This window comes from Methanobrevibacter intestini (assembly GCF_047402955.1).
GTDB lineage: Archaea > Methanobacteriota > Methanobacteria > Methanobacteriales > Methanobacteriaceae > Methanocatella > Methanocatella intestini.
The window spans coordinates 1166918-1190499 of record NZ_CP187956.1 but is presented as its reverse complement, the minus strand read 5'-3'; the positions used below and the strand labels follow the sequence as shown (position 1 = coordinate 1190499).

Here is a 23582-nt window from a genome sequence, read left to right as displayed (position 1 = left end):
AATTAACCAAAAATTTTTTAAAAATCATAAAATAAACAATAAATAGACTAATAAAAAAGGAGAAAATAATATGGCAAAAAACAGAGATTTACTATCTATTGGACATTCTGCATTAGATTATATCATTAGAGTACCAGAGTTTCCTAAAGCTAATTTTTCAGCACCAATAAACGATATGAAAACATTTAATGGAGGTGCTGCGGCTAATGTTGCACTTGTTGGAGCCAATTTAGGTTTAAAAACATCACTTGTTTCTGCAGTAGGCGGAGACTTTAAAAAATCCAATTATTATGAAATAATGGAAAGTTTAGATGTGGATACTGATTCATTAATTATAGTTCCTGGAGAAACCAGCCCTACAGCATTTGTTTTAACTGATGAAAATGATGATCAAATTAGCTATTTCTACTGGGGAGCTGCTAAAGAATTTGCATCAAGTAAAGTACCTAAAAATGCAATATCCAATGTACAGGCCGTTCATTTAGCTACTGGTGATCCTCACTTTAACTGGAAATGCAGTGAAGAAGCAAAAAGACAGGAGTTACTTGTTTCTTTTGACCCTGGTCAGGATCTTGGAATGTACGATACAGATAAATTAAGAGACGTTATTACAAATACTACCATCCTTTTTGGAAACCATTACGAAATTGAAAGAATATTGGAATCATTAGAAGTGGATTTAGATGGATTAAGAGAAATTGGTCCTAAAATCATTGTAAAAACCTGCGGAGCTAATGGAAGTGAAATCTATTCAAACAATGATAAAATCAAAGTTGATGCCATTGTTCGTGAAGCTGTAGATCCTACCGGAGCTGGAGATTCCTATAGAGCCGGATTTTTATCAAGATTCCTAAATGGAGAATCACTTGAACAATCTGCCAAATTTGCATCATCAGTATCTTCTTTTATTGTAGAAGAACAAGGATGTCAAACCAACATGCCTACTTTTGATGATGCATTTGACAGAATGAGTGAATTTTATTAATCACTCTTTTTACTTATTTTTTTAAAATAAACTTTACACATATCAACTTTTTTTGAATTAAACTCAATCATATTAATTTAAATACTATTACAATAAAAGAGAATAGTATCAATCAAAAATGATAAGTTTTTAAAACTTATTTGATAATTTTAAAAATTATTTGACTAAATTAATGTGATGACCTATGACACAGATAATGGATGCAAAAAAAGGTATTTTAACTGATGAAATGAAACACGTAGCTGCAAAGGAAAATGTTTCTGAAGAATTCATTTTAAAATCAGTAGCTAACGGAACAATAGTAATTCCGTCTAATGTAAACAGAGACATCGAAGCTTCAGGTATTGGTGCAGGACTTAGAACAAAAGTAAACGCAACTGTTGGAACCTCAACAGACATTGTTGACTTTGATGAAGAAGTTAAAAAAGCTCAAATTGCAATTGACCATGGTGCAGACTGTTTAATGGAATTGAGTATTGGTGGAGATTTAGATGTAATCAGAAGAAGAGTTCTTGATATGTCTCCATTACCAGTAGGTTCAGTGCCAGTTTATCAGGCAGCTATTGAAAGAATCAGAAAAGACGGTTCCGTAATTTATATGGAAGAAGAAGATTTATTCAAAACCATCGAAAAACAGGCAAAAGACGGTATTGACTTCATGGCAATTCACAGCAGCATCAACATCGAAACTCTAACCAGACTCAAAAGACAGGGCCGTGTAACCGGACTTGTATCCCGTGGAGGATCATTTATGTCCGGATGGATTGTTGAAAACGAAAAAGAAAATCCCCTATACTCAAACTTTGACTATGTTTTAGAAATTGCTAAAGAACATGATGTTGTTCTTTCACTTGCAAATGGTATGAGAGCAGGATCAATTGCCGATTCAACAGACAGGGCTCAAATCCAAGAACTGATTATTTTAGGAGAATTAATCGACAGATCCCGTGAAGCAGGAGTACAATGTATGATTGAAGGCCCCGGACACATTCCAATTAACGAAATTCCAACAAATGTTATGATCCAAAAGAAAATGTGTTCCAATGCTCCTTTCTATATGCTCGGACCTATTGTATGTGATGTAGCGCCAGGTTATGACCACATAGTATCTGCAATTGGTGCAGCATCTTCTGCAAAAGCAGGAGCAGATTTCATCTGTTATGTAACTCCTGCAGAACACCTTGCTCTTCCAGACCCTAATGATGTAAAAGAAGGAGTAATTGCAACAAAAATAGGAGCATATGCCGGTGATTTAGCAACTGGTACAATCGACGGTTCACAAGATTTAGCTATGGCTGAAGCTCGTAAAAAACTTGATTGGGAAGCACAATATGCATGTGCAATGTTTCCGGAAGTTGCACGTGCAAAAAGAGACCAAAGACCTCCTGAAGATTCAGATGCATGTACCATGTGTGGAAATTACTGTGCAGTAAAAATAGTAAACGAATGGTTGGACAAATCTGACAGCGATATTTTAAAATAGATTTTCATATCTATTTTTCTTTTTTAAGAGAAATTTAATAATATATAAAAAAAGAAAGTAAGAGAATTGGGAATTCTCTTTAAGGACTGATTTTTATTGTGTTTCCTGTTTGGAAGTCGTTCCAGTAGGAAGTTATGATGTATTCGCCGCTCATTAATCTGATTCCTAAGCTTGCAATACCATTTTTATTAGTAACTTTGTGATAGAATACACCATTTACGTTAAATGATACATTTTGGTTAGCTAATGGTTTACCTTGACCATCTAAAGTTAAAGCAGTGAAATTGCTGCCGTCTAAGTATTTCATATTTAAATCTTTTGTTACTAAAGTTGGCATGACAGTTATGTTGTTAGCTCTTTCTTCACCGGTTGCCGGGTTGTAAGCTGTTATAACATATGATTTTGGATTTAATCTGATGCCTAAACCAGCTGTACCTTTTTCATCAGTTACGCGGGTGTAGAACACACCGTTAATGTTGAATTTAACAGTTGTGTTTGCTAATGCTTTTCCGTTGCTGTCTAAGAATTTAGCTACATATTTTGTTCCGTTACAGAAGTATAATGTAGTGTCGTTTCCAAAGACGGTGTTTTTAATAGTTACTGTTGCATTAGCTGTTGCTTTATCATAATCTTTGGTTCCGTTAAATACAGCATTTACTTTGTATTCGTTAGGAACTAATCCGATACCCATGGAAGCTGTACCGTTTTCATCAGTTGTTTTAGCATAAACTTTGCCGTTTACTGTGAAGTAAATAGTTGCGTTAGCTATTGGGTTTCCAAATGCGTCAACTAGTTTAGCTGTGAGATTTTGAGCACCTTTGAAGTATTTTACAACATTGTCCATTGTTAAGGTGGTTTTAGTGTTTTTATTAACTGTTATTGTTCCGTTAACTATCATGGAGTCGTATTTAGCATCTCCTGTGTAGAAGGTTACTACTTTGTAGGTTCCTTCATCTAAACCAGGAATAATAACTTTAGCAGTACCGTTAGTAACTGTTCCTTTGTAATCTGTACCGTTTATTGTTACAACTACACTACCGGTTCCGTCTTTAGGAACAGTAACAGTAATTGTAGCATTTTCACCTTTAACAATATCTGCAATATCAACAGTCATATTATAATCAGACACTTTAGAAACAGTAAATTTAGTAGTATTTTCACTTGATAAGTATTTATTATCACCTAAATAAACTGCTTTTACATCATAAGTTCCATTAGCTAAACCAGCTACTTTAATAGAAGCCATACCATATTTAGTTGTTACATTATAAGATTTACCATTAATGTTTACAGTTACATTTCCAGTAGCATCATCAGGAACAGCTATATTAATAACAGCCTCATCGCCCACTTTAATATCACTAACAGCAACATTTACAAAAGAACCTACTTTAGAAACAGTGAATTTAGTGGTATTTTCACTTGATAAGTATTTATTATCACCTAAGTAAACTGCTTTTACATCATAATCATTAGCAGCTAAGTTAGAAATAGTTAAGACACCTTTTTCATCAACAATAGCTACATTATAAGATTTACCATTAACAACAACAGTAGCTACACCTAAAGCTACATTAGGAACAGCAATGTTAATAACAGCATCTTCACCAAATTTGATGTTATTAGCTGTGACATTTACAGCTGAAGGCATTTTAGCAACAGTTAAAGTAGTACTGTTTTCACCTTCAGTATATTTGTAATTTCCATCATATTTAGCTGTAATTGGATAAGAATTAGCTACCAAATTAGATAAAGTTAAAGAACCTTTACCATTATTGATAAGAACAGTATAAGATTTACCGTCAATAGTTACACTAACCAATTCATTAGAAATTTCATTAAGAAGAGTTATGTTAATAACTGCATCTTCACCAACTTTAATATCATCTACAGCAATTATCATATTTGTAGGTATTTTAGATACTATAAAAGAAGCACTATTTTCACCAGGTAAGTAATTATTATCTCCCATAAATCTAACAAGTACATCATAAGTTCCAGAAAGTAAGTTTTCAACATTTAATTTAGCAGAACCATTTTCAATAGCTACAATATATTCTTTGTTATTAACTGTAAAAGTCACATTTCCAGTAGCATTAGCTGGTAAAGTAGCTATAATAGTAGCATTGTCACCTACATTAATATTTTGTACATCAACTGAAATATTAGACTCCATTTTGGATGTTAATACATAAAATGTATTTTTAGTACCAATATAAATGTTTCCAGTTTTATCCATAGCAGGCATGCCTACAATAGCAGATCCAAAATTGTAGCTATCTAATAATTTACCATCACTACCAATTATCCAGAAAGTTCCTTTATCATCACCTAAATATAATGTACCATCAGCACCAACCATAATTGCTGAAGAAACTGTGCTTTCAATATCATAAAACTCAGAGATATTACCAGTTAAACTATCAATTTTATATATCATGCCTTTAGCATTTACAGTATATAATACATTATTTTCATTATCAATAGCTAATACTTTACCAATTCCATCTGGAACTGTAGTATTCCATATAATACCTCCAGCATTTAAAGCAAAAATTACATTATTATTACCAAAACAATATACTACATTATTGTCTCCAACAACTGGACGTCCACTAGTACCGGCATTTGAAATCTTAACTATATTATCTCCAGATTTAATATTTGCACCAATAATACCTTCAATAGTATTTACCCAAACATTACCAAGTTTGTCTAAAACAGGAGCTGAAAGAGTTCCAGGCTTACCATAACTAGGATTTTTAGATAATTTTATCAAGCTTGCTGAAAAATCATACCCATAAGAAGGAGATGTAGTATCATTATTATAACTAGCTACTCCTACCCAATGACTACCAGACACTGACCCCGGACCATTATAAGGATATTCATGTGAAACATATATATTACCTTCTGAATCCACAATAGGAGTGAAAGCACTTGATAATTGCCAAATATTACCTGAAACTTCCTTTCCAGTGGTTTTATTAACAATAGTTAATTTATTTCCAGATTCAGGTGCAATAATATAATCATTATAAAGAGCTATACCTGCCGGCATCCATGAATTAACATTCCATCTTAAAGTACCATTATTATAAAAAGAAGAAATAGTATTGCCATAAACAACATAAATATTACCCTCTTCATCTATAATAGGGCTTGAAATTAAAGCTAATGAATTGCTCCAAAGAACTTTTAAAGATTTAATACCATTATATGGAGATTGTCCGGAATTTTGAGCATCATGCCCTGTCATAGCCCATTGAGGGCTTGTAACATTATCATCAGGGTTTGCTACAATTGGTTGATTTAATCTAATTGATTGAATATTTAAAGATTTTAATAAATTAGAATCTTCTGGAGTGCAATTAATAAAAGTATTATTTACACCTCTAATGGTTTGATTACAATTAATAAAAGTATTATTTTCAAACGTGTAATTACCAGCAGAAATTTGTACGGTGTTTTCAGTAATATTAGACCAATGATTATTAAAAGTATTATTATACACTTGTAAAAATGGAACTCCACCAGTAGCATTAGGATAGTTTGCATTAAATGCACAAATAGCTAATCCATTTCCTGCTGAATTATTAGTGAAATTAGAACCATGGACATTTAAATATCCTCCATTTAATGCAGTAATTGCTCCACCATTTCCATCAACTGCAGTATTTTTATTATTTTTGAAACTGCAATTTTCAATAGTGATATTATAAGAAGATCCGAAATTATAAGATCCTATAGCTCCACCACCAGTAGTAGTATCACATATATTTTCATCAAAAGTGGAATTATATACTTCAAGTTTACTGTAAGTAAATAATGCTCCACCATTCCATCCTGCATGATTTTTTATAAATTTAGAACCACTAATACGAGTTTGAGCATTAGAATGAGTGTGAATTGCTCCAGCCCACCAAGTAGCATTATTACCAACAAACATTGAATTGGTTACATTTAAAATACCACAGTTATTAATAGCTCCAGGTTCTACACTTGCATTATTATTTACAAAATTACAATTATCCACATTCATACGAACATTACTACCATAATTAGTTATAGTACCATATTGTGTATGACAATTAGTAAAAGTACAGTTGTCAAGATTCATTAAGCCTTGAGTATTATAAACTACAGAAGTTTTACCAGCACCAGTAGTAATATTTGAAAAAATACAGTTATTTAACTCATTATTTCCAGCAGACTGGATAAAAATTTTACAATTACTATCTTTAAAATTCACATTTAAAAATGTAATATTAAGATTAGAATTAGAATTAAAAAATGGAATAAGATTAGGATTATTAGTTGTGATATAAGTATCAGAACTACCTATTATAGTAGCACTATTTCCAAAAACAATTTGACTATTTGCATTATAAGACTGACCAGTTAAAGTAATAACTTTATCACCACTACTTTGACAAGCTGTTTTTAACTCATCCCAAGTAGCTGCACTTGTACTAGCCACCTCCTGATTTTGTCCAACATCAATAATTGATGCTTCATCAACTGAAATACTATCATCTACACTTGAAGTAACTTCAACAGTAGAATTATCATTTAAATCAGTTGCACTAACAGCACCAATACTACAAATCATCACTAAACAAGCGATTAAAATATATTTATAGTTTGATTTAATATTAAATCCCCCAATTAAATTATGCTAGTTAAGTAAACTCAATAAATTATTCAATACCAATCATCTTTAAAAAAAAAACAAATGTAAATATAACTGGATATTTATTAAATAAGTCTTAACTAATTGAATTATTTATCAACATAGTATATAAATATAGTTATAAATTACCTAAAATAACAATATACGTAAAATATATTTAATAATTTAAAAAAAAAATAAACAATCTCATAAAATTTATGGAACAATATGTGCTGATTATAAATCAAATAAAATTTATATTATAAGTTGTTAATAATTTAATATAAATAATAAGGAGAGGAATTTTGTGAAAAATAGAAAAAAAATAATTTTAATATTGTTGATTCTAGGATTATTTTTTATAGCATTAACCACAGTTAATGCTGAGGATAATTCAACTGCCACTTTAAATCAACCTAACATCAACAATGTTGAAATTTATGAAGAGGACAGCTCGACAGATATTGATGAATCGACTCAGAATAGCAAAAATATTGTTAAAAATGATTATAACTCAGAAAATGCACTTTTTAAAATCAAACCCGAAGATAAAATTGGAGACAACATATTTATCGGTCCAAGATATTCGTCTATTGAACTTACAATAACAGTTAATAACACAAATGATTTTAACAAAACGGGAAATATAACTGTAAATATTCATGTAACCGGCAAATTTACAATGGGTGAAGACGAATTTAACAAAACTTCTTTAATAATTTATGAAAATGACACCATCATAAAACAAAAAAACCTAAGCGAATTAAACCTACCTCCTTACCAACATTATACCACACCTGGAAATTACACATTCGATATAACTTTTCCATACCATATGCAAGATAAAAGTATTTTAAAAGTGTATGCATTTGGAATATATTCCAATACTCTTGTTTTTGAAAAATTAAACAATTTACAATTAATAAATTTAACAAATAACAACATAATTATAGACAATAAAATCAAATCCAATATTAGCTGGACAAATTCCATAAATTCTATTAAAAAGGCATTAGAGTTAGTTGAAAATAAAGGAACAATATACTTATCTAATTTTAACATAATCCATGACACCAATGAAAGTATTATAATAAATAAATCAGTTACAATAATTGGAAATAATGTTACTCTTAATGGATTTGAAAAAGAAAGCCTCTTCAATATAACAAATAATGCAGAAGTTACTTTTGTAAATTTAACAATCACAAATACCACAGGTTACAGCATAAATACAGAAGGAAAAGTTAATTTAATAAATTGTACATTTAAAAATATCCTTGGAAGAGCAATCAATAATACTGGGATGCTAAATTTAACTAATACATTATTTAACACTGATTCTATCTACCAACACCCCAAAGTAACTAATTTAAACAAAAATACAAATAATGGATTAATTTATAATGCAGGAACATTACATATAACAAATTGTAAATTTAATAATATTTACATTCCAAATCAAATAATAATGAAAAATAAGAATATAACCTGGATAGGAATAATTTATAACACTGAAAATGGCATACTGTCCATAGCCGACTCAAAATTTACAAATATTGAATTTAGAGCTATTAAAAACAATGGAAAAATAAATATTACTAATACTTCTTTTGAAAATAAAACAAAACTTCAAATAAATCAAATAATAAATGATACCACTTATCAAACATTAAATAATTATATATATCAGTCATATAGGGAAAAAGCTATAAAAAGTGTAAATGGATCAATAATTCATAATTCAAATATAATGATAATTGAAAATTCAAGTTTCAGAAATATCATGGATATTACTAATAATCAGGGTTATTTTAGTTCTTATATTGCACCTACAGATTATTTTGGATCTTTTGGATGGTTTGGAAGTGATAAAGGAATTATATATAATATTGGAAACTTTAAAATTAAAAATACATCATTTAACAATGTAAAAACAAAAACTGGAGGAGCAATATATAACTCCGGAATTGGAACTATTGAAAATTCAAATTTTAATAATTTGACTTCAATTGGAAATGGTGGTTCCATATTAAATACTGAGAAATTAATTATAATAAATACAAACATTAGCAACTCAAAAACAAGAAACAATGGAGGAGGAATATATAATATAGGAGATTTAAATGCCACAAATATTATGATAACAACTTCCGAAGCAACACAAAGTGGTGCCATAACATATACTGCAGGTGGAGGAATATATAATGCGGGGAACATGTATCTTTTAAATTCATCAATAAGTAAAACATCAATAGGCAATACTAAGATCTACGGATCTGCAATTGAAAATACTGGAAATATGACCTTAAACAAAACTATAATCCACAATATAACTGGATATAGAGCAATACATAACGATGAAACAGGTAACTTATTAATAACCAATTCTATAATAAAAAACAATAAAATTTACTCAATAAAAAACTATGCAAATAAAGTTTTTTATGGCGCAATAGAAAATTCCGGTATTTTAACAATTAATAAAACAATCTTTGACAACAACATTAATGGAGATAACGATTTCTATTATCTTTCAGGAGCATTTAATATTTATAATAAAGGTACTTTAAATGCATTTTACAATATATTCATAAATACAAAACATTTAACTGTAAAAACACATGTTTACTACATTACCCCAACAGACCCATATGCATTCCTATTTAATGAAGGTACTATAAATATGGATTACAACTATTTTTGTACAAATACTAATCCTTATCCAAAAGATTCAAACACTGAAATAGGCAATTATTTTATATTCACATTTAAACCAGAATATAAATCTTTAAAAATTGGAGATACTATTCAACTTAAAGTAGATTTAAAACTAGCAAATGGAAAAGCATTTACAGATTATAACTTACTTCCGAATATGAATGTTACATTTACCACTATAATTGATGGAAAAGAAGTAAATATAACTAAACCTTTAATAAATGGAACCACCGTATTAGAATATAATTACACTTCTCAAAAAGGCCAATACAAAGTTTATGCTAATTTAGGAGGCCACAGCGAAGAAATAATCCTTGATGTTGGAAAAGAAACTTCAAAAATAGATGTGGATTTAAATAACAACATTATCTACGGTGAAGATGCAATATTTAAAATTAAAGTAAACGGAAACTACACACACATCCCAACTGGAAATGTAACAGTCATTATTAACGATAAAAAATATTCCATAAACTTAACTAATGGATTAGCTAATTTAACAGTCACTAATTTAACACCTGGAACTTATAGTATTAAAATAGTTTATGAAGGCGACTCAGATTATGCTAAAGTCTTCTATTACTGCAATTATACTGTAAATAAACATCCAACTACATTAAATATTACTGCACCTGAAGTTAAAATCGGGCAAAACGGAGAACTAATTATAAATCTTGAACCTAAAGGCTCCCAAACACAAGGTTACCTGTACATCAATGGAGAACTTAAACAAATAATTTATATTTATGCCGGAAAAACTACAATTCCTCTTAAAAACTTTGCTGTTGGAGAATATAACCTTACAGTAGTTTTATGGGATTCAAAATACTATGAAAGCAGCAATGCAAGTACAATTTTTAAAGTAAGTAAATTTAACACTAATTTAACAATAAATGTAGATGATGTTAAAGCTGGAGAAGATGCAACAGCTACAATAACTGTAAATCCAAGCAATCTTCGTGGAGAAGCTATACTCTGTGTAAATGGTATAAATACTACAATATTTTTAAAATCAGAAGTAACAAACATTACACTACACAATTTAACTGGCGGAAGTTATAATGTAACTGTTTATTATCCTGGAGACTCCAAATACGCCCCATCAACTGCAACAACAACATTTAAAGTTCTAAGAGATTCATGTAATCTAACTGTAAATATTACATATAACGATGATTTAACCGGAATCGTCAATGTAAAAACTAATCCCAACACCTGTACCGGTGAAGTTGGAGTTTATATCAATAAAGAATTCTATAAATTAACTCTCACAAACGGAACAGCTGTATTTAATGTTAATTTCACAAAAGGAAGCAATTACATTTATGTTTTATACCTTGGAGATAAACAGTTTGAATCTGCAAGCTGGAATACTACAATAAACATAACAAGCATTGATTTTATATTAACTGGTGAGAATTTAACAATCAAAGAGCAGGATAACTCAATATATCACTTTAATTTAACAGACAAACAAGGAAATCCTTACACTTACACAAAAGTTGAAATAAACATAGATAACAAAAATTACACAGTAATGACAAATTCTAAAGGTTTAGGTTATCTTAATTTAAATTTAAAAGCAGGAGAATATATCCTTAAAGCAACATTCAATGGAATTACAGCCAAAAACAAAATTATTGTAAAACCTGCTGATTTAAATATTGACATTAAAGATATTTTAGCCGGAGAAACTGAAGTAATTACTGTTAAATTACCTGCCAATGCAACAGGAACTATATTATTTGTTATAGATGGTAAAACTTACAGTAAAACATTGAAAAATGGAACTGCAAGTGTTGAAATAGCTAATTTAGCCTTAGGAAAACATACATTAAAAGTAATTTACTCAGGAGATTCCAACTATACCAATAACACAAAAGAAGTTGAATTCAATATTAAAAACTCATTATCCTCCATTACAATCAATACAATTAAAGACAGCATCTATGGAGAATCCATTACTATAACAGCCAGCATTACAAGCGGTGCAAATGGAAACGTTACTTTTACTATTGACCATGACTCAAAAACTGTTGAAATAGTAAACGGAGTAGCCAAAGTTACATTCAATAAAGTCAATGCAGGAAATAAAAATGTTAAAGCAACCTACAACGGAAACAATATTTACCAAGGCTCCTCTGACAACAAAGAATTTAAAATAGCTAAAGCACCTTCAAATATAAACATTATAACTTCAGAAATCATAGAAGGCCAAAATATTAGAATATATGCAGTAGTAAATGATGATGCTACAGGAAATGTTACTTTCAGGATTTTAGGATTATATTCACCAAGAAATAAAACCATCAGCAACGGTAATGCTACTTGGCTTATTTCACCATTAACAAGTGGATCATACACCATAAATGCATACTATAACGGAGATAACAATTATTTAAGCTCAAATACAACTAAAATACTCATAATCAATCAAACAAAATCCATATTGAAAGTTAATGTTGAAATAGGTGAAAATGAAATAATATTCAGTGCAACTCTTAAAACAGAAGATGGAAGACCAATTACAGGTAATGTAACTTTAGAGCTTAATAAAGAGTTCTATAAAATAGTAATAACTGATGGTGTTGGTTTTAGAAGCTTTGATAAACTTCCAGAGGGCAAATACACATATTCTGCAACATATAAAGGAACTGATAAAATTTCTCGAGCTACTGACAACGGAACTTTTGAAATCAAATCTGTTGAGTATAATGTTATTTTAAATGCTCCTGATGTTAAAATGATTTATCATGACGGTACAAGATTTATAGCTACTTTAACTGATAAACAGGAAAATCCTATAAGAGATGCTCCAATTGAAATAACAATTAACGGGAAAACCTATACTAAAACAACAGATGAAAAAGGTGTTGTAAGTTTAGGATTGAGCTTGGACAGTGGAATATACACAGTAACTGTTAACTTTAAAGGAACAGCAGATTATACTCCAATAACCAGGCAGGCGAAAGTTACTATTGAACCGACAGTTAAAGGATTGGACGTTGTTAAAATGTTTAGAAACAATACTCAGTATTATGCCATATTTACTGATTCACAGGGTAATCCTCTTAAAAACAAAGATATTCAGTTTAATATCAATGGTGTCTTTTACACTAAAACCACCAATGATAAAGGAATAGCTATGATGGGTATTAACTTAAATCCCGGCAAATATGTTATAACAGCAATTAACCTTGTTACTGGTGAGCAGTCAGGTAATAATATTACTGTAAAATCACTGATTGTTCAAAATGATTTAACTAAATACTATTTGAATGCTTCCAGATTCCAGACAACCATCTACAACAAAGACGGATCATTAGCTGCAAACAAGGAAGTAACCTTTAACATCAACGGTGTATTCTACACTAAAAAAACAGACGAAAACGGTATTGCAAGCCTGGGAATCTCTTTAAGACCTGGAGAATACATAATAACCACAATGGTTGACGGATTAAGTATAGGAAACAAAGTCAATGTATTGCCGACATTAATTACTAAAAACTTAAACATGAAATACCTGGACGGAAGCAGCTTCACTGCACAAACATTAGACGGTCAAGGCAAACCAATAGCCAACCAAAACGTATCATTTAATGTAAACGGAGTATTTTACCACAAACTCACAGACAATAACGGTATTGCCAAATTAGGAATCAGACTGATGGCAGGTGAATACATCATAACTTCCTACTGGAACGACTTCCAAACAGGAAACACAATAAAAATATCTTAAGAGATTAAATAACTAATCTCTTTTACATTTTTTAAAATTCATTATTATTTTTTCTTCGTAACATGCACAAACATGTTATTTTACTTTTTACTATAAAATTTTCAATAAAAATACAATTTAAAAAAAGACTAAAAAAACTTTCCATAACTGCCTTTTTTAAACAATCTTTTTATATTAATAACAAGAAATATTAATTGTATAACTTATTTTTTATGATTATAAATTATCGGTGATGTAATGAAACATTGGATTGAAAATATAGCTGAGGAATTAAGTAAAAGAGATACTGATAAACATGTAATTGCAAGTGGAACCTCCATATCAGGTTCTATTCATATTGGAAACTCCTGCGATGTATTTATAGCTAATGCAATCGGAAAAAAATTAAGAGAATTAGGAAAAGAAGCTCAAACTATTTGGATTGCTGATGATCATGACCCCCTTAGAAAAGTTCCATATCCATTACCTGAAAATTATGACAAATATCTTGGAATGCCTTACTCAACAATTCCATGTCCTGACGGATGTTGTGACAACTTTGTAGAACACTTTGAAAAACCATTTTTAGGAGTTATGGATTCATACGGCATTGAAATAGAACATAAATCAGGATTTGAAATGTATAAAAGCGGAATCTACAATGACTACATAAGAACCGCTCTTGAAAATGTAGACAGAATCAAAGAAATCTTCAATCAATACAGAAGAGAACCTCTAGCAGATGACTGGTTACCATACAATCCGATTTGTGAAGAATGTGGAAGAGTAAATACCACCTATGCATATGATTTTGATGGAGATATCATTAAATACAGATGTGACTGCGGTCATGAAGGTGAAATGGATATCAAATCCGGAAACGGAAAACTTACATGGAGAGTGGAATGGGCAGCAAGGTGGAAAATATTTAATGTTACCTGCGAACCATTCGGGAAAGACCATGCAGCCAGTGGAGGTTCCTATGATGTAAGTAGCATTATTTCAAAAGAAATATTTGACTATGAAGCACCATACCCAGTTCCTTACGAATGGATTACTTTAGATGGAGAAGCTATGAGTAAATCTCATGGAGTATTTTTCACACCGGAACAATGGTTAGCTATCGGACCTGCTGAAAGTCTCAATTATTACTTATTCAGAAGCAAACCTATGAAAGCTAAAGATTTTTCACCTAAAATGTCATTTTTAGACTTCATGGATCAGTTTGATAAAGTAGAAAAAGTATTTTACGATGAAGAAGAAGCACCATCTGAAAAAGAAGGTAAAAAATTCAAAAAAATCTATGAAATAGCTCAAATAAATGAAGGCAGTCCTTTACCATTCAGACCACATTACAGATTCTTAGTTAATGCTTACCAAATAGCTGGAAATAACTTGGAAAAAATATTTACAATTCTTAAAAACAATTCCCAGTTAACAAAAAGCTTTAAGGATAAAGAATTCGGAGATTTAAATGAAACTGAATTAAAACAATTCCAGGAACGTGTTGACAATGTAGTTAACTGGTTAGACAACTATGCTCCTAAATTTGTAAAATTCCAAGTTCAAGAGAAAAGTGTTCCAAAATTACCATTAACTGATGAACAAACACAATTCTTAAGTGATTTAGCTGATTTAATGGAATCAAAAGAATTTAACAAAGCAGAAGATTTACATGATGCAATGTATGAAATTCTTGAAGGCCAAGGATTAAAACCTCAAAAAGGATTCCAGGCTATTTATAAAATGATTTTAGGTCAAAAACAAGGTCCAAGAGCAGCATCATTCTTACTATCTCTTGATAAAGATTTTGTTGTTAAAAGATTAAGGCAAGAAGCTTAAAAATCACAAACATTAGTAGAATTCCCTACTTTGGATAATTCATTTTTCCAAGATTCAGGGTTTTCTTCTACATATTTTTCAAACAATTTTTTACATTCTAAATTATTTAAAACCGTTATTTCTACACCATTTTTCTCAAGCAAACATTCTGCACCCATTAATGTTGTATTTTCACCAATTACAACTTTCGGAATATCATATAACAATATAACTCCAGAACACATCGGGCAGGGAGAAAGAGTTGTGTATAATATGGATTGAAGATAATCCTCATGATTTAAACGGCCGGCATTTTCAATAGCGTCCATTTCTGCATGTAAAATTACAGAATCGTTTTGAATTAGCCTGTTATGGCCGCGAGAAATAATTTTTCCATCTTTAACTAAAACAGCTCCGATTGGAATGCCTCCTTCAGCTAAAGATTTTTCAGCTTCCTTTAAAGCTTCATTTATAAAATAAGTATCATTATGCATAATAAAAAAATGGGATGATGATTTAATCATCATCAATTGAGACTTTTTTATTGGAAAGTCTGTCTAAAAATCCTCTATTAGCTTGTTTTTCTAAAGTTTTTTTAAGTTTGGAAACTTGTCCTTTTAAATCATCAATAGTTTTTTGTGAATCGTTATGTAATTTATCGTAACTACTTTGCTTACCTTTAAGTTCTGCAGTAAGTGACTTAATTTCTTCATTAAGCTTATTCATTTCGCCTTTAACTTTAGCATCAACTTCTTCCTTATAATTTCCCATTTCAATAACTTGTTTTCTTAAATCATCAATTTCAGATTTAAAATCAGGGACTAACTCTTTAAGTTTATCTAATTCAGAAGTTTTTTCAGTTAATTGGGAATGTAAATCCTGATTTTCAGCTTTTATTTTATCAACTTTATCTGCATCAACATCATCCAATTTAGCTTTGAAATCAGCTACTTTAGCTTCTGCATCTTTTTTAATATCATCAATTTCAGATTCAAGCTTTTCAGCCCTTACTTTATTAATTGCATCTTCAGCACCAATTTTTGTTAATTTTTCGCTTAAATCTGCATTAATATCTAATTGATCATAATATTTCCTAGTAGTTTTTTCTAATGCTTCAGTTAATTCATTTTTAATTTTCTTTAACTCTGCATTTTCTTTTTTAAGATTAGGAATAATTTCATTAGTTAAATAATTAAGTTCACTAGACTGATTATCTAATTTTTGATCTTTTTCTTTTAATTGGCTTTCAAATTCAGTTACGTTTTCTTCAGACACTATATCACCATACAAGCAATAATAATCTTTTCTAAATTTATGTTCAACAACAAGTATACAAAAATAAATATATTACTATTAAATTATTTAAATCTTTATCAACTACAGATGAAAATTTTTGTGCCTCCCCAATGATTAAATAAGTAGCAAAACATACATTATACTAACAGATTTTAAAAACTCATGGAGATAAACATGGACTATTTTGATAGATTAGAAGCAGATACTAAAGTATTATATAAAATAGCTAATGATGCAAGGTCTAAAGGACTTGATGTTGAAACAAAAAGTGAAGTTCCTTTAGCAAAGGATTTAGCTGAAAGAGTTGAAGGGCTTGTTGGTCCTGAAGGTGTTGCTAAACGTATTAAAGAATTAGAACAGGATATTACCAGAGAAGAAGTAGCTTTTGAAATAGCTGCAGAAATAGCATCTGGAAAATTTGAGCTTACAAAAGAAAAGGCAAATTATAATGAAGAGCAAAAGTGCGACCAGGCTCTCAGGACTGCACTAGCTATTCTTACAGAAGGAGTCGTAGCTGCTCCATTGGAAGGTATTTCCCAGGTAAAAATTAAACAGAATTTCGATTCTACAAAATATATTGCAGTTTATTTTGCAGGACCTATCAGAAGTGCAGGAGGAACTGCAGCAGCATTAGCTGTTTTGCTTGGAGATAAAATTAAAGAAGCTATAGGTATTGATGATTTTAAACCTGTTGATGATGAAATTGAACGTTATGTAGAAGAAGTAGAACTTTATGAATCAGAAGTTACCAACCTGCAATACTCACCAACACCGGAAGAGGTAAGATTTGCAGCTAACCATATTCCAGTAGAAGTTACTGGAGAACAAACTGATCAGGTTGAAGTATCTCACAGAGATTTAGAACGTGTTGAAACCAATAATATTAGGGGAGGAGCTCTTTTAGCTATGGTTGAAGGAGTTATTCAGAAATCCAAAAAGATTTTAAAAATCTCTAAAAAACTTAAACTGGATAGCTGGGGTTGGCTTTCCGAATATTCAAAACCAAAAAATGATGACAAAAAATCTGATGATGACAACACAGATTTAGTAACTGAACCAAAATATATTCAGGATATTATTGGCGGAAGGCCTGTTTTAGGTTATCCTTCTGAAAAAGGAGGTTTCCGTTTAAGGTATGGCCGTTCCAGAAACACAGGACTTGCAACTATGGGGGTCCATCCTGCAACAATGGCATTGCTTGATTTTTTAGCTGTTGGAACACAGCTTAAAATTGAATATCCTGGAAAAGGTAACTGTGTTGTTCCGGTAGACTCCATTGAAGGACCTATTGTAAAACTTAAAAACGGAGATGTTGTAAAAATAGATAAAATCAAACAGGCAAAAGAACTTAAAAATCAGGTTGCAGAAATCCTGTTTTTAGGAGATATGCTTGTTGCATTTGGAGAATTTTTAAGAAACAACCAACCATTAATGCCTTCAGGATGGTGTGAAGAATGGTGGATTGGTCTGCTTCAAAAAAGCGACAAATTTGATAGCACGGATGAAACTTTAGATTTACATCATCTGGAATATGATTATATTCCTGCTGCTGAAGCTTTTAAGTTATCTGAAGAATATAATATACCTCTACATCCAAAATACACCTACTGCTATAATGATGTAACAATAAATGATTTAAACTCATTGATTGATGTGATTCTTGAAAATAAATCCAAATATTCACAAGAAAACGGACTTACTATTGATTTGGATTACAGAAAAAGAGTACTGGAAATTATAGGTGTTCCCCACACTGTAAAAGATGGAAAAATAACAATAGACAAAGACCACAGCTATGCTTTAATAAATACATTAGTAAATCATGTTCCTGTTAAAGAACATACTATAGAAGCTTTAAATGAAGTTTCACCAGTTGAAATTAAAAATAAAGCTCCTGCATATATTGGTACCCGTGTAGGAAGACCTGAAAAATCCAAAGAAAGATTAATGAGGCCTGCACCACACGGATTATTCCCAATTGGCAATTATGGTGGAAGCAGAAGATTAGTAGCTACTGCAGCTAAAAAAGGTAATATCAAAGTAGATTTAGCTAGAAGAAAATGTACTCAATGTAAAATTAGTTCATTCCAGTCTATCTGCCCTCACTGTGGAGCTCCAACAGAAATCAGCCCACATAGTGTAAAAAACATAAACCTTTCAGCTATGCTTAAAAAAGCATCTGACAATGTAAAAGTAAGAAAAGTTGATGAAATGAAAGGTGTTGTAGGTATGATTTCTGAATCCAAGTTACCTGAACCTCTTGAAAAAGGAATACTTAGATCCAAAAACGAAGTATTTACATTTAAAGATGGAACCATCCGTCATGATTCAACAGACTTGCCTTTAACTCATTTTATACCAAAAGAAATTGGAGTTACTGTTGAAAAACTTCTGGAAATGGGTTATACTAAAGACTGCTATGGAAATCCAATTGAAAATGATGAGCAGATTATAGAGCTTAGAGTGCAGGATATTGTTATTTCCAATAACTGTGCAGACTATCTTGTCCGTACCGCCAATTTCATTGATGATGAACTTGAAAGATATTATGGAATGGAAAAATTCTATAATGTTAAGGAAAGATCTGACTTGATTGGACATTTAGTGGCAGGTCTTGCTCCCCACACTTCTGCAGGAGTATTAGGCAGGATTGTTGGATTTACAAAAGCATTATGCTGTTATGCACATCCTTATTTCCACTCTGCAAAACGTAGAAATTGTGATAGTGATGAAGATGCAGTAATGCTGCTTCTAGATGCATTAATCAACTTCTCAAAATCATACCTTCCAAATACAAGAGGAGGAAGTATGGATGCTCCGTTAGTTCTATCTTCAAGAATTGATCCTGAAGAAATAGATGACGAATCCCACAATCTGGATATTTTTGAAAGATTCCCTGTTGAGTTTTATGAAAAAACTTATGAACCATTAAAACCTGCTGAAGTTTTAGAATACATTGACAATGTGGAAATGCATTTAGGAACCCCACAGCAATACGAAGGATTGATGTTTTCCCACCATACATCAAGTATCCATGCTGGACCTACAGTATGTCTTTATAAAAGACTTCCTTCAATGAGGGAAAAAGTAGAAGCTCAAATTGCACTGGCTGAAAATATCAGAGCGGTAGATCAAAGGGGAGTTGTGGAAAAAGTTTTATCTTCCCACTTTTTACCGGATATTATGGGAAATTCAAGGGCATTTTCCAAACAAAAAGTAAGATGTACAAAATGCGGTTCAAAATACAGAAGAATGCCACTTACCGGAAAATGCAAATGTGGTGGAAATTTAATACTTTCAGTTTCTAAAGGCTCAGTAACTAAATATCTTGAGATATCGCAGGATTTGGTAAATAGATACCCAGTGTCTCATTATTTAAGACAGCGTTTAGAAATTCAAGAGTTTGGAATTCATTCGCTTTTTGAAAGTGATAAATCCAAACAAAGTTCTTTAGATGTTTTCTTCTAAAGAACATCAATACTTTTTAATTGCTCTTGCAATTTAATATAATATTTAAAAATTCATAAATAATTTTAACTGAAGCATATATCGTTCGTATCAAAACGAACATAATATATACAAGTAACAATATACAATTAATACAAGTGAGAGAAAACTCTCTCGTCAAAATTTATAGGATGGTGACATATATGGAAAAGACTTCCGAAATAATGAAAGAACTTGCTAACTCCAAGAAAATCAACGTTGAAAAAAACAACGGTATTAAAGAAAGATTTAGCTATGAAAAATTATTAAAATCATTAGTAATGGTTGAAACCCCTTTCTTTGAATCTGATAAAATTGTAGCACAGGTTGTTTCTTCACTTTATGACGGCATTAAAACCAAAGAAATTAAAAAAATCGTATATGAATGTTTAGAAGATATTGATGGTGAAATAGCTAACAAATATTTAGCCAGCACCCAATTAAAAGTACGTACTTCCAGAGACACTATTGAAGCATTTGATTTATCCAAAATCGCAAATACTTTAATTGAAGAAACCGGTGCATCTCAAGAAACTGCATTTGAAATAGCTACTGAAGTTTGGAAAGAACTTAAAAAATTAAATGTTGAATACTTAACTGCACCAATGATCAGGGAAATGGTAAACACCAAACTTGTAGAATATGGATTAGAAGACCTAAGAAGCCGTTACACTCGTTTAGGTATCCCTGTATACAACATCACTTCATTAATTGAAAACGGTAACAGAGATAATGCAAATATGATTCATAATCCTGAAAGTATCCACAAACATGTAGCTGATGAAGCATTAAAACAATATGCTCTTTTGCAAATGCTCCCATCACATTTAGCTGATGCACATATGTCTGGAGACATTCATATTCACGATTTGGAATTCTTTGCAGGAAGACCTCTAAACTGTATGCAACATGATATAAGAACTTTCATCAGATACGGGCTTAAAGTAGACGGAACTGGAGATCATACCTCTGTTGCAGGTGCTCCAAACCATATGGAAACTTTAATGAACCATACTGGAGAAATTATGCTTGCATCACAACAGAATATGTCCGGAGGGCAAGCTATGTCCTTATGGAACGTATTTGTAGCACCATTTGCAAGAGGAAGAACCTATGAAGAAATCAAACAATCTGTTCAAATGCTTATTTATAATTTAAATATGGCTTACGCAGCTAGAGGTTCCCAAGTACCGTTTACAAGTATGGTTTTAGAATTCGGAGTTCCAAAGTTCTTACAGGATGTAACTGCATACGGTCCAAAAGGAGAAGTAGTAGGAACTTATGGTGATTTTGAAGAAGAAACCAGATTAATCCAAAGAGCATTTACTGAAACATTGCTTGCAGGAGACCAAGAAGGAAAACCTCATCTTTTCCCGAATACTATTTACACACTTCGTGAAGAAACATTAAAAGGAGATTACGAAGAAGACTTACATTTAGTCCATGAATTATCTGCAAAATACGGATCATCCTATTTTATCAATATGTTGCCTGATTACAGAGGTAAAATGGCGAATTACATGGGATGCAGAACTTGTTTACAAGATAATTGGACTGGTGATTGGGAACAAGACTGTTTAAGAACAGGTAACCTTGCATATGTAACTTTAAACCTCCCAAGAATCGGATACCAATCCAAAGACGAATCCCAAGTATTTGAGTACTTAGATGAATACATGGATTTAGCTGCAGAAACATTAATGCTCAGAAGAGAACAAGGATTAAAATGTTTAAATGACTTCCATATATTGCCTTTCCTTAAACAAAAAGTTGGAGAAGACAGTTATTACAGAATCCAAAATTCAACATTATCCTTTGGTTTTGTTGGTCTTAACGAAATGTTATTATCATTATTTGGAAACGGTATCGAAGATAAAGATGCAAACAAATTTGGTGTCAAATGTATTGAATACTTAAATGAAAGAGCTGACAAATTAAAAGAGGAAACCGGTCTCAGATGGTCTGTTTTACAAACTCCTGCAGAATCCACTGCATACAGATTTGCAACTCTTGATAAAGAGCAATTCGGAGATCAAGCTATCGTACAAGGTGACGGAAGTGCTAATTACTACACTAACTCCTCACATGTTCCAGTAAACACAGATGTATCCCTTATTGACAAAATAAAAATCGAAGAACAATACCACAGTCTAACTCCTGGCGGACATATCTTCCATGCATTTATGGGAGAATCATATTCCGATCCGGATTCATTAATGAGTTTAACTAACAAAATAGCTAAAAAATCAGATATTGGTTTCTGGGCTTACAGTTCTGCATTAAGTTTCTGTCTTAATTGTAAAACTTTAATGAAAGGTTTAAACAACAAATGTCCAACTTGTGGAGAAAGTGAAGATGTTGAATGGTATGACAGAATTACAGGATATGTTCAACAAGTAGGACGTGCAAAATCATCATCTGGTGGTTGGAACCCTGGAAAACGTCAAGAGTTAATTGACAGAAGAAGATTTGAAGATGAATAATCTTCTTCCAAACACCATCCTTTAAAAAAAAAATCATCACACCATCCTATTTTTATCAGAAACTTATTATATGAAATCTTCCAGAAATAAAACATATTGTTCAAAAATTAGGAGGAATTTCTATAAATTTAAATATAAATTATTTTGAAAAGAAAATAATGTTAATTGCAATATTCTGTGTGGCTTTTGTTACAACGAATATTGTTACTATAAAAATTTTAGATCTGGGCTTTTGGGGACTTACAGTTCCCTGCGGAGTAATAATTTATCCAGTAGTCTTTATTCTCACATCAGTAATAGCTGATACATATGGAGAATCGACAGCACAAAAAACCATTCTTTTTGGAGTAGTATGTAACTTGCTTTTCGTTGTTGTTTCAACAATTGCATTGATGCTGCCGGCAGCTAGTTTCTGGGAAGGGCAGGACAGTTTTGTATATATCTTCTCACAAACTCCAAGAATGTTAATTGCATCTTTCATTTCCTATATCGTTGGTAACTTTGTAAATGCTAAATTAACCAGAATGATTAAAGAAAGATCCAAAGACGGAAATGTCGGATATAAATCTATTGGAGCTATTGCTATTGGTGAAATCTTAGACAATACAATATTCATCTCTTTAGCATTTGCATTTACTGTAAGCTGGACCAATATTGCAATAATGATTCTTGTTCATTTCACCATAATGTTCATTTGGACATTTATAGCACAACCTATTACAGTTAAAGTTACCAAATGGGCTAAAAAAGGTGAACCGATAACCGCATAATTAAGAAAGATTAATTTAAATCTTTCTAACTCTTTTTTTAATATCAACAGTAAACAATATATAGTTCATAAAACATACCAATAAACATAGTCTTATTAAAATTACAATTGGTGACATATTTAACTACTATTTTTTTAAATTTCCTAACCA

Annotated in this window: 10 protein-coding genes; 7 read left to right on the top strand and 3 right to left on the bottom strand. The window is 31.2% G+C overall.

The features are described from left to right. The first annotated feature begins 70 nt into the window (after window positions 1-70). Together ACMC9J_RS05410 and thiC are read left to right on the top strand one after the other, a co-directional pair. Window positions 71-985: a carbohydrate kinase family protein gene (locus ACMC9J_RS05410; RefSeq protein WP_019264635.1), complete on the top strand. Its 915-nt coding sequence runs from the start codon at window positions 71-73 to the stop codon at window positions 983-985. Between the two features lie 184 nt (window positions 986-1169). After that, a complete protein-coding gene (gene thiC, locus ACMC9J_RS05405; RefSeq protein ID WP_427003010.1) occupies window positions 1170-2468 on the top strand; it encodes a phosphomethylpyrimidine synthase in 1299 nt (432 codons plus the stop codon). A 79-nt stretch (window positions 2469-2547) separates the two neighbouring features. Here the strand turns inward: thiC and ACMC9J_RS05400 are convergent, their stop codons facing one another. Continuing rightward, window positions 2548-7080, bottom strand: a complete 4533-nt coding sequence (locus ACMC9J_RS05400) for an Ig-like domain repeat protein (protein ID WP_427003009.1) — start codon at window positions 7078-7080, stop codon at window positions 2548-2550. Between the two features lie 367 nt (window positions 7081-7447). On the opposite strand from ACMC9J_RS05400, the gene ACMC9J_RS05395 reads away from it, so the two are divergent. Further along, a complete protein-coding gene (locus ACMC9J_RS05395) occupies window positions 7448-13597 on the top strand; it encodes an Ig-like domain repeat protein (protein WP_427003008.1) in 6150 nt (2049 codons plus the stop codon). A 237-nt stretch (window positions 13598-13834) separates the two neighbouring features. Next, window positions 13835-15418 carry a lysine--tRNA ligase gene (gene lysS / locus ACMC9J_RS05390; protein WP_019265272.1) on the top strand — a complete coding sequence of 528 codons (1584 nt, stop codon included), beginning with the start codon at window positions 13835-13837 and terminating at the stop codon, window positions 15416-15418. Here the strand turns inward: lysS and ACMC9J_RS05385 are convergent. Together ACMC9J_RS05385 and ACMC9J_RS05380 are read right to left on the bottom strand one after the other, a co-directional pair. Further along, the gene (locus ACMC9J_RS05385) at window positions 15415-15891 is read right to left on the bottom strand and encodes a nucleoside deaminase (RefSeq protein WP_304130530.1); all 477 of its coding nucleotides are present in this window, start codon (window positions 15889-15891) and stop codon (window positions 15415-15417) included. The genes lysS and ACMC9J_RS05385 overlap by 4 nt on opposite strands. Window positions 15892-15913: 22 nt before the next feature. Further along, on the bottom strand, window positions 15914-16672 hold the full coding sequence (locus ACMC9J_RS05380; protein ID WP_019265270.1) for a hypothetical protein: 759 nt from the start codon (window positions 16670-16672) through the stop codon (window positions 15914-15916). A gap of 183 nt (window positions 16673-16855) precedes the next feature. On the opposite strand from ACMC9J_RS05380, the gene polC reads away from it, so the two are divergent. The 3 genes from polC to ACMC9J_RS05365 all read left to right on the top strand — a co-directional run bounded on the left by polC (window position 16856) and on the right by ACMC9J_RS05365 (window position 23432). Then, entirely contained in the window at window positions 16856-20161 is a 3306-nt protein-coding gene (gene polC / locus ACMC9J_RS05375) for a DNA polymerase II large subunit (RefSeq protein WP_427003007.1), read from the top strand. A 170-nt stretch (window positions 20162-20331) separates the two neighbouring features. Further along, window positions 20332-22662: an anaerobic ribonucleoside-triphosphate reductase gene (nrdD, locus tag ACMC9J_RS05370; protein ID WP_019266923.1), complete on the top strand. Its 2331-nt coding sequence runs from the start codon at window positions 20332-20334 to the stop codon at window positions 22660-22662. Window positions 22663-22820: 158 nt separating this feature from the next. Further along, window positions 22821-23432: a queuosine precursor transporter gene (locus ACMC9J_RS05365; protein ID WP_019265267.1), complete on the top strand. Its 612-nt coding sequence runs from the start codon at window positions 22821-22823 to the stop codon at window positions 23430-23432. The last annotated feature ends 150 nt before the right edge of the window (window positions 23433-23582 follow it).

Coding starts and splice junctions, on each gene's coding strand:
- polC (WP_427003007.1), top strand. CDS start 16,856: ATGGAGATAAACATGGACTATTTTGATAGATTAGAAGCAGATACTAAA.
- nrdD (WP_019266923.1), top strand. CDS start 20,332: ATGGTGACATATATGGAAAAGACTTCCGAAATAATGAAAGAACTTGCT.
- thiC (WP_427003010.1), top strand. CDS start 1,170: ATGACACAGATAATGGATGCAAAAAAAGGTATTTTAACTGATGAAATG.
- ACMC9J_RS05410 (WP_019264635.1), top strand. CDS start 71: ATGGCAAAAAACAGAGATTTACTATCTATTGGACATTCTGCATTAGAT.
- ACMC9J_RS05365 (WP_019265267.1), top strand. CDS start 22,821: ATGTTAATTGCAATATTCTGTGTGGCTTTTGTTACAACGAATATTGTT.
- lysS (WP_019265272.1), top strand. CDS start 13,835: ATGAAACATTGGATTGAAAATATAGCTGAGGAATTAAGTAAAAGAGAT.
- ACMC9J_RS05385 (WP_304130530.1), bottom strand. CDS start 15,891: ATGCATAATGATACTTATTTTATAAATGAAGCTTTAAAGGAAGCTGAA.
- ACMC9J_RS05400 (WP_427003009.1), bottom strand. CDS start 7,080: ATGATTTGTAGTATTGGTGCTGTTAGTGCAACTGATTTAAATGATAAT.